The 14,500-nt window shown below is 43.2% G+C and carries 15 protein-coding genes; 14 read left to right on the top strand and 1 reads right to left on the bottom strand.

Going from position 1 to position 14,500, the window contains the following annotated elements:
- Nucleotides 1-35 precede the first annotated feature (35 nt).
- From murC to coaE, 6 genes are all read left to right on the top strand, one after another.
- Nucleotides 36-1,370 carry a UDP-N-acetylmuramate--L-alanine ligase gene (gene murC / locus AEQ18_RS10215; RefSeq protein WP_054116240.1) on the top strand — a complete coding sequence of 445 codons (1,335 nt, stop codon included), beginning with the start codon at nucleotides 36-38 and terminating at the stop codon, nucleotides 1,368-1,370.
- Between the two features lie 145 nt (nucleotides 1,371-1,515).
- A complete protein-coding gene (locus AEQ18_RS10210) occupies nucleotides 1,516-1,995 on the top strand; it encodes a MaoC family dehydratase (protein ID WP_054116239.1) in 480 nt (159 codons plus the stop codon).
- A complete protein-coding gene (locus tag AEQ18_RS10205) occupies nucleotides 1,979-2,671 on the top strand; it encodes a Bax inhibitor-1/YccA family protein (protein WP_054116238.1) in 693 nt (230 codons plus the stop codon). The genes AEQ18_RS10210 and AEQ18_RS10205 overlap by 17 nt, the downstream gene beginning before the upstream one ends.
- Nucleotides 2,672-2,799: 128 nt before the next feature.
- Nucleotides 2,800-5,445 (top strand): DNA polymerase I, encoded by a 2,646-nt coding sequence (gene polA / locus AEQ18_RS10200; protein ID WP_054116237.1) that lies wholly within the window; start codon nucleotides 2,800-2,802, stop codon nucleotides 5,443-5,445.
- A 14-nt stretch (nucleotides 5,446-5,459) separates the two neighbouring features.
- On the top strand, nucleotides 5,460-6,299 hold the full coding sequence (mutM, locus tag AEQ18_RS10195; RefSeq protein WP_054116236.1) for a DNA-formamidopyrimidine glycosylase: 840 nt from the start codon (nucleotides 5,460-5,462) through the stop codon (nucleotides 6,297-6,299).
- On the top strand, nucleotides 6,299-6,901 hold the full coding sequence (gene coaE / locus AEQ18_RS10190) for a dephospho-CoA kinase (RefSeq protein WP_054116235.1): 603 nt from the start codon (nucleotides 6,299-6,301) through the stop codon (nucleotides 6,899-6,901). The genes mutM and coaE overlap by 1 nt, the downstream gene beginning before the upstream one ends.
- Before the next feature lie 59 nt (nucleotides 6,902-6,960).
- On the opposite strand, the gene AEQ18_RS10185 is transcribed toward coaE, so the two are convergent.
- A complete protein-coding gene (locus AEQ18_RS10185) occupies nucleotides 6,961-7,740 on the bottom strand; it encodes an ABC transporter ATP-binding protein (protein WP_054116234.1) in 780 nt (259 codons plus the stop codon).
- A 162-nt stretch (nucleotides 7,741-7,902) separates the two neighbouring features.
- Between AEQ18_RS10185 and AEQ18_RS10180 the strand changes: the two genes are divergently transcribed.
- From AEQ18_RS10180 to AEQ18_RS10145, 8 genes are all read left to right on the top strand, one after another.
- Nucleotides 7,903-8,232 carry a CsbD family protein gene (locus tag AEQ18_RS10180; RefSeq protein WP_054116233.1) on the top strand — a complete coding sequence of 110 codons (330 nt, stop codon included), beginning with the start codon at nucleotides 7,903-7,905 and terminating at the stop codon, nucleotides 8,230-8,232.
- 210 nt (nucleotides 8,233-8,442) lie between these two features.
- Nucleotides 8,443-9,084: a FusB/FusC family EF-G-binding protein gene (locus tag AEQ18_RS10175; protein ID WP_054116232.1), complete on the top strand. Its 642-nt coding sequence runs from the start codon at nucleotides 8,443-8,445 to the stop codon at nucleotides 9,082-9,084.
- Nucleotides 9,085-9,288: 204 nt separating this feature from the next.
- Nucleotides 9,289-9,759 (top strand): transcriptional regulator NrdR, encoded by a 471-nt coding sequence (nrdR, locus tag AEQ18_RS10170; RefSeq protein ID WP_054116231.1) that lies wholly within the window; start codon nucleotides 9,289-9,291, stop codon nucleotides 9,757-9,759.
- A 17-nt stretch (nucleotides 9,760-9,776) separates the two neighbouring features.
- Complete coding sequence (locus AEQ18_RS10165; RefSeq protein ID WP_054116230.1) at nucleotides 9,777-11,150, top strand: replication initiation and membrane attachment family protein; 1,374 nt, start codon at nucleotides 9,777-9,779, stop codon at nucleotides 11,148-11,150.
- On the top strand, nucleotides 11,150-12,076 hold the full coding sequence (gene dnaI, locus AEQ18_RS10160) for a primosomal protein DnaI (RefSeq protein ID WP_054116229.1): 927 nt from the start codon (nucleotides 11,150-11,152) through the stop codon (nucleotides 12,074-12,076). Before AEQ18_RS10165 ends, dnaI begins: the two co-directional genes overlap by 1 nt.
- Nucleotides 12,077-12,108: 32 nt before the next feature.
- On the top strand, nucleotides 12,109-12,567 hold the full coding sequence (locus AEQ18_RS10155) for a hypothetical protein (protein WP_054116228.1): 459 nt from the start codon (nucleotides 12,109-12,111) through the stop codon (nucleotides 12,565-12,567).
- Between the two features lie 108 nt (nucleotides 12,568-12,675).
- Complete coding sequence (locus AEQ18_RS10150; protein WP_054116227.1) at nucleotides 12,676-13,371, top strand: tRNA (adenine(22)-N(1))-methyltransferase; 696 nt, start codon at nucleotides 12,676-12,678, stop codon at nucleotides 13,369-13,371.
- On the top strand, nucleotides 13,368-14,486 hold the full coding sequence (locus AEQ18_RS10145) for a Nif3-like dinuclear metal center hexameric protein (protein WP_054116226.1): 1,119 nt from the start codon (nucleotides 13,368-13,370) through the stop codon (nucleotides 14,484-14,486). The genes AEQ18_RS10150 and AEQ18_RS10145 overlap by 4 nt, the downstream gene beginning before the upstream one ends.
- The last annotated feature ends 14 nt before the right edge of the window (nucleotides 14,487-14,500 follow it).

The raw sequence follows: 14,500 nt of genomic DNA, 5'->3' as shown, positions 1-14,500 counted from the left end.
ATTGCAACGTGGAATTGAGAAAAGAGGATTATAGAATGGAAAATCAAAACAAAATATATCATTTTGTTGGTATCAAAGGTTCTGGAATGAGTTCATTGGCTTTAGTGCTGCATGAAAAAGGCTATCGTGTCCAAGGCTCAGATGTGGAAGAATACTTTTTTACCCAGCGTGACTTAGAAAAAGCGGGCATTGCATTATTGCCTTTTGATAAAGAAAATATTCAACCGGAAATGGTGATCATTCAAGGGAATGCCTTCCCTGATACACATCCGGAAATCGTTCGTGCCCATCAATTAGGGTTGGAAGTGACCCGTTATCATGACTTTATCGGCCAATTTATCCAACCGTATACGAGTATTGCTGTGACAGGTTCTCATGGGAAAACAAGTACCACAGGATTGCTTTCTCATGTCTTAAGCGGTGTACGTCCAACCAGTTTTTTGATTGGGGATGGAACGGGCCATGGGGATCCAAATGCAGAATTCTTTTCTTTTGAAGCCTGCGAATACCGTCGCCACTTTTTGGCCTATTCACCCGATTATGCCATTATGACGAATATTGATTTCGATCACCCAGATTACTACCATTCGATTGAAGATGTCTTTTCAGCGTTTCAATCGATGGCCCATCAAGTCAAAAAAGGCATCTTTGCTTATGGGGATGATGCGTTCTTGCGCAAATTAGAAGCTGATGTGCCAATCTACTATTATGGCATCAATGATGATGACGATGTTCAAGCAAAAAATATTGAACGTACCACGCAAGGATCCGCTTTTGATGTCTACATCCATGATGAAAACATTGGCCATTTTGTGTTGCCTGCTTACGGCCAGCATAATATCAACAATGCATTGGGTGTCATTGCCGTAGCGTACAAAGAAGGCTTAGATATGCAAGAAGTGGCAGAAGAAATGCTGTCGTTCCCAGGTGTGAAACGACGCTTTAGCGAAAAAATCGTCGCTGATATGACGATCGTCGATGATTATGCCCATCATCCTGCTGAAATCAAAGCAACCATCGATGGTGCCCGTCAAAAATACCCTGACAAAGAAATTATTGCTGTCTTTCAACCGCATACCTTTACCCGTACGATCGCGTTGATGGATGACTTTGCTGAAGCACTTGATTTGGCAGATAATGTCTATTTGTGTGATATCTTTGGCTCAGCGCGGGAAGACCGTGGAGATGTCAAGATTGAAGACTTAGGCAATAAAATCAACAAAGGCGGCACCGTCTTGAAAGAAGACAACGTGTCACCGTTATTGGATCATAAAGAGGCTGTGATTATTTTTATGGGGGCAGGCGATGTCCAAAAATTTGAAGCAGCGTATGAAAAACTACTGAGCAACACTACGCGAAACGTTTTATGATCAATACTCTTGCAGTCTTTTAAGATTGCAGGAGTTTTTTTTTATCATTGAAGATTTTGTGAATTAAATCCTGCGAACTTGCACTTTTGTCTGCTTCTGATAAAATGAAAGCAGGTAAAAATTATTTTTTTTGGAGGAAACACACTTGAACATAGGTAAACCGCGAAAGATCGGCAAAAGTATCGAAGATATCGAGGAAGGCGATTCGTTATCTTTAACAGAGTCGATCGAAGATAATCAGTTATTGCTTTATTTAGGATTGACAAATGATGCAAATCCACTCTACATCCAACATGACTACACGCAAAGAACGGACTATCAACGTCCTATCGTACCTTCCGTCATGCTGATGGGGATCATCACCAGTGCCGTGTCGAAACATTTGCCAGGCCCAGGATCTCATGTAGTGAATTTTTCGGTGAACTTTATTGAACCAGTCTATCATTATGAAACATTGACCTTTGATTTTGAAGTCATCAAAGTCGATAAAATGAAAGATGTCGTGACGATTTCAGTGGAAGCAATCAATGGTGAAGGCGATCGGATCTTAGATGCTGTTGTGATGGTGCAGCCACCAAAAGAAATAGCAGAACAGGAGGAAATACAAGATGAATCAACTCAATAATGAAACTGTCCAAGCGCAAGGATTGAATCGCTTTTATTCAAAAGTCTATTTGTTCTTTGGCATTGGTCTGGGCATCAGTGCGATATCCGCTTACTTTTTTGGCGAAGTCTTCGCAGAACAAACACTGCAATTTATTCAAAACTTTCCTTTAGGATTTACAGGATTGTGGCTCGTGCAAATCGTGTTAGTGTTGGTCCTAGGTGCCAAAGCACAGAAAAACCCTTCGCTGACTCTTGCTGGGTACCTCGTGTATTCTCTCATGAACGGCTTGACGTTATCTGTTACATTGATGGTCTATGATTTTGGATCTATTGCCGGTGCATTCATTTCGGCAGCTGTGACATTCGGTGTGATGTCTGCTTTTGGGATCATGACCAAACGTGATTTAAGTGTCGTTGGCCGAATCGGCTATGGCTTATTGATCGGGATCATTATTTCAACATTGTTGAATGTCTTTATCCTAAACAGCCAACCAGTCGATTTCTTCTTGTCGATTGTCACAGTGTTCGTCTTTATGGGGATCACAGCGTATGACAACCAACGAATTCGTACTGTCTACATGGCAACGAACGGTGGCGCCAATACAGGCGTAGCTGTCTTTATGGCTTTGCAACTCTACTTAGACTTTATCAACTTGTTCTTAGCATTGCTGCGTATTTTCGGTAAAAACAATTAAAGAAAGCGCGAGGAAACTCGCCTTTTTTTTTGCACTCAAAAAGACAGATTCACCATAGCAATTCATCGCTTTTGGACTATTTCTTTGTTAAAATAAAGAAGAACTTTTTTCAAGAAGGGGATATAAACATGTCGAAAAATAAATTATTACTTGTGGATGGCAATAGCGTCGCTTTTCGGGCGTTTTTTGCATTGCATAATTCACTAGAACGTTTCAAAAATAATAACGGTCTGCATACGAATGCCATCTATGCCTTCAACAACATGTTTGAAAATGTGATGGCCAAAGAACAACCCACCCATGTGCTGGTGGCTTTTGATGCTGGAAAAACCACCTTTCGTACAGCCATGTATGAAGCGTATAAGGGAGGCCGCGCCAAGACACCCGGTGAGTTCAGAGAACAAATGCCTTATATTCGAGAATTGATCAATGCGCTAGGTGTCCAACACTATGAATTGGCCAACTATGAAGCGGATGACATCATTGGGACATTGGCCCACCAGGTGGATAAAGATCAATTTGATGTGGTAGTTTTATCTGGAGACCGCGATTTGACTCAATTAGCCACAGAACATGTCAAAGTTGACATCACGGTCAAAGGTGTCAGTGAGATCGAAAGTTACACACCAGCCCATGTCGCTGAGAAGTATGATGGATTGACCCCATTACAGATCATTGATATGAAAGGGTTAGCTGGCGATGCATCGGACAATATTCCTGGTGTCACGAAAATCGGTGAAAAAACAGCAATCAAACTCTTAAAAGAGTATGGTTCTGTGGAAGGAATCTATGAACATATTGATGAATTAAAGAAAAGCAAAATGAAAGAGAATCTGATCAATGAACAGGAAATTGCGCTTTTATCGAAACAATTAGCCACGATCGATGTCAATGCTCCTGTAGAAATCAAGATCGATGATTTGTTGTATCAAGGAAAAGACCTCGATAAATTGGTTCCTTTCTATCAAGAAATGAATTTCAATGGGTTTCTTGAAAAATTGAATATACTTGCTGAACCAGTGGAGATGGCAGATATTTTGTTTGATGTAGTGGAGTCGTTTACCCCAGACATGTTCCAAAATGACATGGCACTGTATGTTGAAATGTTAGGGGATAATTATCATTTAGAAGACATAGTCGGCGTCGCATGGGGCAACAAAGATAAAATATATGTGACCAACCAAGATCAATTGTTTGAATATCCAGCCTTTATCGATTGGTTGCAAGATCCGCAGCGCACGATCAATGTCTATGATGCGAAGCGCACCTATGTTGCCTTGAACCGTTACGCCAAAGCCCCTTCAGGCATTACGTTTGATGTGCTGTTGGCGGCCTATCTTTTAGACACCAACGACAACAATAATGATATCGCAGGTGTTGCGGCCCATTACGGCTATACAGATATCCAGTCTGACGAGGCCGTATATGGCAAAGGCGCCAAAAAAGGCTTGCCGGCGGATGAAGAAGCTTTCTTTGCTCACTTAGCGAGGAAAGCCGCAGCGATTGTTGACTTGACGCCGAAACTGCAGCACGAACTCGCTGAAAAGAATCAGACGGCCTTATTCCAAGAGATGGAGTTGCCTTTGTCGATTATTTTGGCAGAGATGGAAATCACAGGCATTCATGTCGATGCCGCCCGTTTGCATACCATGAAAGGCGAATTTGCCCAACGATTACAAGAAATCGAAACCAAGATCTATCAAGAAGCAGGGGAAACCTTCAACTTAAATTCACCTAAACAATTGGGTGTCATTTTGTTTGAGAAAATGGGCTTGCCTGTCATCAAGAAAACCAAGACCGGTTATTCCACCGCGGTAGATGTTCTAGAACAATTAAAAGAACAAGCGCCGATCGTTGAAGATATCTTGACGTATCGTCAAATCGCCAAAATCCAATCGACATACGTTGAAGGACTGTTGAAAGTCATTCAAAGCGATGGCAAAGTGCATACCCGCTATGTCCAGACATTGACACAAACCGGACGATTGAGTTCTGTTGATCCGAATTTGCAAAATATCCCGATTCGATTAGAAGAAGGACGCAAAATTCGTGAAGCCTTTGTGCCAAGGCAACCAGATTGGATGATTTATTCATCCGATTACTCTCAAATTGAGCTGCGGGTTTTGGCGCATATCTCTGATGATACCCACCTGAAAGAAGCCTTTATTGAAGGCCAAGACATTCATTCCAGTACTGCCATGCGGGTCTTTGGCATTTCGACACCGGAGGAAGTCACAGCCAATATGCGTCGTCAAGCAAAAGCAGTCAACTTTGGTATTGTCTATGGCATCTCTGATTATGGCTTATCACAAAACTTAGGGATCACGAGAAAAGAAGCGCAGCAATACATTGATACCTACTTTGATAAATATCCAGGAGTCAAAACCTATATGGAAGATGTGGTGCGCGAAGCCAAAGATAAAGGGTATGTAGAAACGCTTTACAATCGCCGCCGCTATTTGCCCGATATCAATTCTCGGAATTTCAATATTCGCAACTTTGCGGAACGCACCGCGATCAATACACCGATCCAAGGCAGTGCAGCAGACATTTTGAAGATTGCAATGATCGATTTAGCCAAACGCTTAAAAGAAGAAAACATGGCAGCCACAATGCTCCTGCAAGTACACGATGAGCTGGTTTTTGAAGTGCCAACTGAAGAACTTGAACGGTTGGATGCCCTTGTCAAAGAAGTGATGGAACAAGCAGTATCATTACATGTGCCGTTACTGACCGACAGCAATTGGGGAAAAACATGGTATGAAGCAAAATAAACGAGGTGAAAGTTGTGCCAGAATTACCAGAAGTTGAAACTGTCCGTAAAGGATTATCCGCATTAGTCAAAAACAAAACCATTGCCTCCGTTGAGGTATTATGGCCACGGATCATAGAAAGTCCCGAAGTACCGATTTTTTCGACACTTTTACAAGGACAGCAAATTTTGGCCTTTGATCGCAGAGGAAAATTTTTGATTTTCAAACTGACAGATTATGATTTGATTTCTCATTTACGCATGGAAGGGAAATATGAATTTTTTGACAAAGAGCCCATCCTAGATAAACACACACATGTCATTTTTCATTTTACCGACGGCAGTCAATTGCAGTATCATGATGTCCGTAAATTTGGTCGAATGACATTGGTTGATAAGAATCAAAGCGGTCTATACAAGGGGATTCAGCAATTAGGACCGGAACCTAGACCGGAAGTCTTCTTATTGCCAGCTTTTGAGATCGGTTTGAAGAAAGCCAAAAAAGCGGTCAAACCATTGTTGTTAGATCAAAAACTGGTCACTGGACTGGGGAATATCTACGTAGATGAAGCCTTATGGGAAGCCAAGATCCATCCGGAACAACCGGCCAATACGTTGAATACAGATGAGATCGGTACATTGCATGAAGCAATCATCGATGTTCTGGACCGCGCTGTCAAAGCAGGAGGCACGACGATTCGTACCTATCTCAATGCACTGGGGGAAGCCGGGAAATTCCAGCAATCTTTGCATGTCTATGGACAAACAGGGAAACCTTGCCAACGTTGCGGCACCCCAATCGTCAAAATCAAAGTTGCGCAACGCGGCACGCATTTTTGCCCTCATTGCCAACAGCTGCAGGCGAGGGATGTCTGATGAGTTTTATTTTGGGGATCACTGGTGGGATTGCTACAGGTAAAAGTACTGCGGTGGCGCATTTTCGCCAGTTGGGGTTTCCGATCGTCGATGCTGATTTGGTTGCCAGGGCAGTCGTAAGGCCGAAGACACCAGGTTTAAAAGCAGTCATCGACACATTTGGTCCATCACTATTAAATGAGCAAGGTGCCCTCGATCGAGAAGCACTGGGGAAAATCATTTTTGCCGACGAAGAGAAAAGAAAGCAGTTGAATCAGCTGCTTTCACCTTTTATCCGCCAAGAAATTCTGCGACAGATCGCTGCTGCTGCGGATCAACCGTTGGTGGTCGTTGATATTCCTTTGCTGTATGAAGCAGGCTATGAACAATATATGGATCAAGTGGCAGTCGTTTATGTGCCAGAAACCATTCAGAAACAACGTCTGATGCTGCGCAATCAATTAAGTGAAACAGAAGCAGCAGCAAGGATCGCTAGTCAACTATCGATCGAAAAGAAAAAAGTCCGTGGGGATATTATTTTTGATAACCAAGGGACGATTGCAGACCTAACACGGCAGATCGATGCGTGGGTCCAACACTTTCAAGAGACAGAACAATCATAAACAACATCCTGAGGCATGCGCGTAACGGTTCGTGCATCAGGATGTTTTTTTGGTTTGGTTCACCTAGGCAGTACGATTTGCCGCTGATTGGCAAAGGGGTAGATCCTGATCGGCTTTTGATAAAAATCTGTTAATGTTCGTTCAGTAAAGACTTGTGCTCTAGGACCGCAGGCGTGGACCTGACCTGCCTTCAGTAAGAGCAGATGATCAAAAAACGGCAGCAATTCCTCCGTATGATGTGTGACATAGATCAAGGTTGGGGGAGCTGCTATCTGCTGCAATGCGGCGATGCGATGCAAAAACTCTTCTCGCGCGAAAAGATCCAATCCCGTACATGGTTCATCAAGAATCAGTATTTCCGGATTTGCCATCAGGGCACGAGCGATCATGACCAGTTGTTTTTCTCCTTGCGAAAGTTGCTTGAAAGGGGCGGTGATCAAATGGCCAATGCCTAAAGCCGCCAATTGTTGTGTCGCTTGTTTCCGAAGGGTGTCATCAATAGGCTGATACAGTCCAATGCTGGCAAATTTTCCTGAAACAACGATTCCCTCGATGGGGTCCTCGGCATAAAATCTGCTTTGGATCGCAAAACTGACCCAACCAATCCGACGCTGCAAATCGGGGACTGACGTTTTTCCTAATGTTTCTCCCAGAACACTGCGAGACCCTGCAGATGGCCATAATGCGCCAGTGATCATTTGCAAAAGTAAACTTTTGCCAGCGCCATTCAGTCCTAAGATCCCCCAATGTTGCCCTTCATGTACTTGCCATGAGATGTTGTCTAATAAAGGATGTCCATTTCGGATAAAGCTGACATCTTTAAAATCGATTTTTAGCATAATAGCGCTCCTTTATCATGAACAGAATATTCTGACGATTATTTTCTCATCCGTAGTATAGCATATCTCTTGCGGGAAACTAAGGGATGTATCCGCATTCGTATCTTTTGTTTTATCCCACATTCCTTGATATGATAGAGATATCTAATAGGAGGGATAATCATGGGAACGTTCAAAGATGAAAAAGACGTGATCGTTGGGTCCGCTAAAGAAAAGATTGGTGAATGGACCAATAACGAAGAATTGGAAAAATCTGGTAAAGAACAGGCACTTGAAGGGCGAATTGGTCAAGAACAACGAGAAAAGCGCGTAGATGAATTAGATCGCCAAAACGACGAGCGAGATGCCCGCCATGATCGTACAACACCAGAAAACTTAGGCCAAGAAGAATTGCTAAGTGAAGATCATCCCGACCAAAATAAAATCACTTCAACAGAACGCCGGGATGCTGATCAATTAAAACATTTTACCGGTATCGAAGACAAATTATAAATCAGACCCGCAGCGACGCGTATCGTTGCGGGTTTCTTTTTGGGCTTTCTTTGCGTTGATTTGACAAAAGATAATAGAACGCTTATAATCCTAGTGCAATTTATTCAGAAATGTTCAATTAGGTGGTGGTCATCAAATGCAAATTTTCGCATTGTGTCTTAGGGGAAAAGTGTTCGTCTAACCGAATCATAAAGAAAAGAGGCCAATCAGATGATCCAACCGAATCAATTCAATTTGATCAAAGAACAAATAGTTCAATTGGTACGCACATACCAATCCGTCAATGACCCGCAAACAGTCCGAACAATCGAAGAAATGACCAAAGATGTGGTCAACAGCCAATTCGATTCCGAGGATAGCCAAGCATTGTTGATCGTCAATGAGATGTTCCAACGCGGCCTGAGCATCAAAAAAGCGGAGGCACACTTGTCTGATTTAAAAAACTTTGTTGAACCCTTCAAAGCACCGTCAGTCAAACAAACAGAGAAACTGTTTCGCAAAGTCAAAAAATTAAAAATCCCGGATTTTGAACAATTCGATTTAAAAGAAACGACCTATTTGGCATGGGATGATATTGGCAGTCAAAGCAAATTTATGATTGCCGCTGGCGATGATGGCTATACGGCGGTCCATGGACACATGTCCACTGAAGTCAAAAAGGGCATTTGCCCTATCTGTCAGCATGAAGGCAATGTATCCATGTTCCTATCTCTGACGAAATCAAGTGGTGATGGCACCTATACCAAACGCGGCAACTATATTTGTCGCGATAGTCAGCGCTGCAATCAGCAACTGACAGATAAAGCCTTGATCACGGCATTCCTTTCATTGGTCAAGATGAAAGAAAAATAACGAAAAAAGCGACAGGAAATTTTCTGCCGTTTTTTCATTTTGTTTTAAAAAAACAAGGATTCTATTATTTAAATTTTCTATTAAATCAACCAAATAAGCGGTTTTAGCTATTGTACCAATACATTTCATGTTATAATTATCTATATAATTTAATCGCTTTAATCAAGAACGCACACGCGTCTGAGAAAAAAATGGGGTGAAAACATGCAATGTCCAAAATGTCACCATAACAATTCACGGGTCGTTGACAGTCGACAAGCCGATGACGGCCGTGTGATCCGCCGACGCCGCGAATGTGAGAACTGCGGCTACCGCTTTACCACGTTCGAACGGATCGAAGAAGCACCATTGCTTGTCATCAAAAAGAATGGCGCTCGGGAAGAATTTAATCGTGAAAAAATCTTACGGGGCTTGATACGCTCTGCTGAAAAACGTCCTGTAACGATGGACCAAATGGAAACGATCGTCGACCATGTTGAATCAAGAGTTCGCTCGTTAGGCGAAAACGAAGTTTCCACAACAATGATTGGAGAATTCGTGATGGAAGAATTGGTCGATTTAGATGAGATTGCCTATATTCGTTTTGCCAGCGTCTATCGCCAGTTCAAAGATATGTCAGTCTTCTTAAAAGAGTTGCAAGATATCGTCGAAAAAGCCAAAGAACCACAAGAATAAATGAAGGGGGAAATCACGTGGGCAATCAACTGCCGAATCAAAGCTATCAAGTCTTTAAAAGCCGGCCATTAAGTACGGAAGGCAAAGATGCCCTTATTTTCTTGTATCAACCAATCATTGAAAGTGATGGCTTAGCCCTGTACCTTTCTTTAGCGGCCGATCACCAGTCAGGTACAATTGCAGCCGACGCGGCTGAACATGTGATTTTAGATTTGCTGAATGCGATGAATGTCGGCATGCAACGGTTCATGCAAGCTAAGGAAAAGTTGGAGGGGATTGGGTTATTGCGTTCCTTCGAAAAAACGGACCCGCAGCAAGGGACAAGTTACCTCTATCTTCTGCAAGAACCTGTACATCCTTTGGATTTTTTTCAAGATGAGCTTTATAGCTATCTTTTGCTGAATCGTGTAGGCGAACGCAAGTTCGAACAATTGGTCTCGCTTTTCCAACCGCAAAGAGCATCCTTGACATCGTTTCAAGAAACGACGACTTCCTTTACCCAAGCGTACGGTTTAGATCCGAAACGTTTTGCTGCAAGTGAATCCAAGCTGCAATCCGTGCAGCAAGCCTTTCAAGAAGACCAGCAGCCCTTGGCACTAGAAGAAGCTGCGATCGATTGGGATTTCTTGCTTTATGAAGCGCAAAGACGCTATATCCGATCAGAAAACTTCACGCCGGCCTTCAAGCAAAAATTATTGATGTACCATGCTTTATACGGCTATGACGTATTAGAACTATTGGATCTTATGGCAGATCATGTTTCCTTGACAACAGGAGAAGTGGATCAAAAGCGGTTGGAACAGGCAGTGATCAGAAAGTCTCGCCAAACCTTTAGCAAAACGACCCGCAGCGAAGATCCTGAAACAGAGTCCCAATTGCGGCGTTTCAATACCTTGAAACAAAATGGTTTTTCTGACAATGACATTCTCTTGATCCAAGAAAGCGAACATACTGCACCCATTCCATTTTTGAAAGCAATCAAGGTTGAAAAAAATAGTTTTATGACCGATTCAGAACAATGGCTGATCAAAAGCTTGGTGGAACGTTCCCCTTTGCCCAATAGTGTCATCAATGTCTTGGTCCATTATGCTTTGGTCGTTCAAAATAATGCTGCACTCAACGGGAGTTATATCAACAATATTGCTGCCCAATGGTCGGAATTGAAGATTGGCACGGCAGAAGATGCGATCAAGCATGTCCGCAACTTGGTCAAGACGGCGAAAGAGAAACGTACAAGACCCCAAACCAATGGCAATCGGATCATTCGCCAAGAAAAGCTGCCGGCTTGGGCGGAATCGCCAGTAGAAGAAGCGACATTGACGCCGGAGCGTCAAGCGGAGTTAGATCGGAAATTACAAAATTATCTGCATAAGAAAGCTGGTGATAAATAATGGAAGATGTGGGAAAAAACCTGAATCATATGTTGGATAAGCGAAATTACCGCAGTCAATTTTCGGCCATGATGTCAGAAGTCTTAGAAGATCCAGATGTCAAAGCATTCATTCAAGAAAACCAAGAGGCATTAACAGAAGCGGATATTCAGAAAAGTTATGCCAAATTATATGAATTCGTACAAGAAAAGCGCAAATTCCGGATCAATGATCCAGGCATGATTGCACCAGGATACGAACCTCGTTTGGCGTTGAATTTCCATTTTATCGATGTGACTTATGTACCGACCAAAGAACTATTGGCCCATCAAAAACAAGAAGAGATCCGCGGACGTATCAAGGCGATGGATATGCCTAAAGATATCCAAGAAGCCAGTTTTTCCGATTATCAACAAACACCTGGAAGAATGGAAGCTATCGCAGCTGCAGTGGATTTTATCAATGCTTTGACGACGCAACCACGAGATTTTCATAAAGGCCTTTACTTAGTTGGCAGTTTTGGGATTGGGAAAACCTTTTTATTAGGGGCGATCGCACGAGACCTTGCTGAAGCAGGCTATACAACCACCTTAGTCCATTTTCCAACTTTTGCTGTAGAAATGAAACAAGCCATTGGAAAGGATAAGGTTGGTGAAAAATTGAATGCGGTCAAAAAAGCCCCTATTCTGATGATGGATGATATTGGCGCCGATGCCATGAGTAGTTGGATCAGGGATGAAGTTTTTGGTGTGATCTTGCAGTACCGCATGCAAGAACAATTGCCGACCTTCTTTTCTTCCAATTTTACCATGCAAGAATTAGAAGCCCATCTGTCTGTTACCCAAAGGGGAGAATCTGAACCGCTGAAAGCCAAACGAATCATGGAACGGATTCGCTACTTAACACAAGAAATCCAGATGACTGGCCAAAATCGCCGGAATCAATAAGCAAAAAAATACTAGAAGAAAGGAAGACGCCGATGAAAAAAATGACAACAATAGGCGTAGCCTTCGTTGCTGCCGTAATTTTAACAGCATGCGGACAAGGGTCTGGGACAGCAGCAACAAGTACGGAGCTATCCGAAGCACAAAGCACCACCCAATCGACCACTAGCAGTACTGCACAAGAGGAGGCGTCTGAAACGATGATTTTTAGAGGAACGATCCAAGAAGATGCCACGACAGGCAATGATGATACGATCCAAGTATTCTTGAAAGATGTCGAAGCAGTTGAAGACAGCGAAGATGTCGTCAAAAATTTCGAGAACGATGGTGTCATTCTACATGTACCGATCGCAGCCTTTGATGGTGATGTCACTGATCTGTCTGAGGGAACGGTCGTTGAAGCGACATTGCAAGGTCTGCCAATCATGACCATGTCGATCCCACCGCAGATTCCTGGCAACTCGATCAAACAGGTAACGATCGTCAGCGAGTAAAATCGAATGTTATACGTGCGTCTTGGCATTTGCGCCACCGTCAAGACGCACATTTTGTTGTTTTCTTATCATAAGTGCTATACTACAATCAAACAAAGGAGTGCCCTCATGAATGAACATGCGTTATCGGACCGTTTGGCCTGTGTAGGTGCCTACGTACCCGATCAAGCAAGATTAGCCGATATCGGCTCTGACCATGCCTACTTGCCTGTGGCATTGATGCTGCAAAACAAAATTTCCTATGCAGTTGCAGGAGAAGTGGTTGAAGGTCCTTATCGATCAGCCAGTAAACAAGTTCAAAAAAATCGGCTGGGTGATAGCATCACTGTTCGGTTAGCGAATGGATTAGCTGCGATCTTACCTGAAGATCAAATCGATACCGTGGTGATCGCCGGCATGGGCGGTCCGTTGATTCGAACGATCCTAGAAGAAGGACAAGCGAAGCAGCAATTAACTAATGTCAAACGATTGATTTTGCAACCCAATGTAGGTGAATGGCCTTTACGTGTGTGGCTGCAAGACAATGGTTACCAAATCATCGAAGAAACGATTCTTTCTGAGAACGACAAACAATATGAGATCATCGTCGCTGAACCGGGACAACGCAGCTATTCGAAGCAGGAACTATTTTTTGGCCCACGCTTGATCCAGGAAAAGAATGCCGTCTTCCAAAAGAAATGGCACCATGAATTGCAACAGAAATATCGCGTGATCGATTCTTTGCAAAAGGCAAACAAACCACAAGTCGAAAAAATCACTGCGTTGAAAGAACAAATCAGTTGGATCGAGGAGGTGTTGGCATGATCAAGGGTCAAACGTTTATTGATCGATTTGAAGCCTATTGTCCTCAATGGTTGGCTGAAACAGGCGATCCTGTGGGCTTACATGTTGGTACGCTCAACAAACCGATTGAACGGGTGATGATGGCGTTAGATGTTCGGCCCGAAGTGGTCACTGAAGCGATCGAAAAAGCCATTGATTTGATCGTGGTCAAACATCCGCCAATTTTTCGGCCTGTTGCCAGACTGTCGGCAGATGATCCCCAGGAAAAAATGTTGATGGATCTGATCAAACATGATATTGCCGTGTATGCTGCCCATACCAACATGGATATCATCGATGATGGGTTAAATGATTGGTTTTGCGAAGTGTTGGGCATCGAAGCAGATACATTTTTGCACCAAACGCATCAAATCAAGATGAAAAAATTAGCCGTTTTCGTGCCTGTTGATCAAGCAAGCCAGATTCGTCGTGTGCTGGCTGAAGCCGGCGCCGGACAGCAAGGTGCCTATAAAAATACCAGTTATTCATTGATCGGTACAGGCCGATTTGTACCGCAAGATCATGCCCATCCTGCCATTGGTGCAGCTGGCAAAGAAGCACAAGTACAAGAAGCGAAAATCGAAGTGATTTTCCCTGAAACCATTACAGACAAAGTCGTGGATGCCATGATCCAAGCGCATCCCTATGAGGAACCAGCCTACGATCTATATACATTGGACAACTTGACAGCGCACTATGGTATTGGTCGTGTCGGGCAATTGCCAGCGCCAATGCCGGTGCAGGAATTTGTTGCCAGGATCAAACAAGTATTTGATTTGGATGCGCTACGTATCATCCTGCCCAATCAACCCAAAGAACAGATCCAGCGCATCGCCATTTGCGGCGGAAGTGGTCAATCCTTTTACACGGATGCATTAAAAGCCAAAGCAGATGTTTATATCACAGGGGATGTGACCTATCACATTGCCCATGATATGCAAGCCAACGGGTTGATTGGGATTGATCCCGGACATCATATCGAAGCGTTATGTATCCCACGCTTCATTGAGAAATTCAATCAGTGGAAAGCTGAAGAAAACTGGTCCGTGACCTTTATACCAGCAACGACATCCACAAACCCATTTCAATATAAATAATAGATAGGAGCACT

Origin of the sequence: Enterococcus sp. RIT-PI-f (genome assembly GCF_001297065.1) — a bacterium.
Classification (GTDB): domain Bacteria; phylum Bacillota; class Bacilli; order Lactobacillales; family Enterococcaceae; genus Enterococcus_D.
This window is presented reverse-complemented; position numbering and strand designations above follow the sequence as displayed.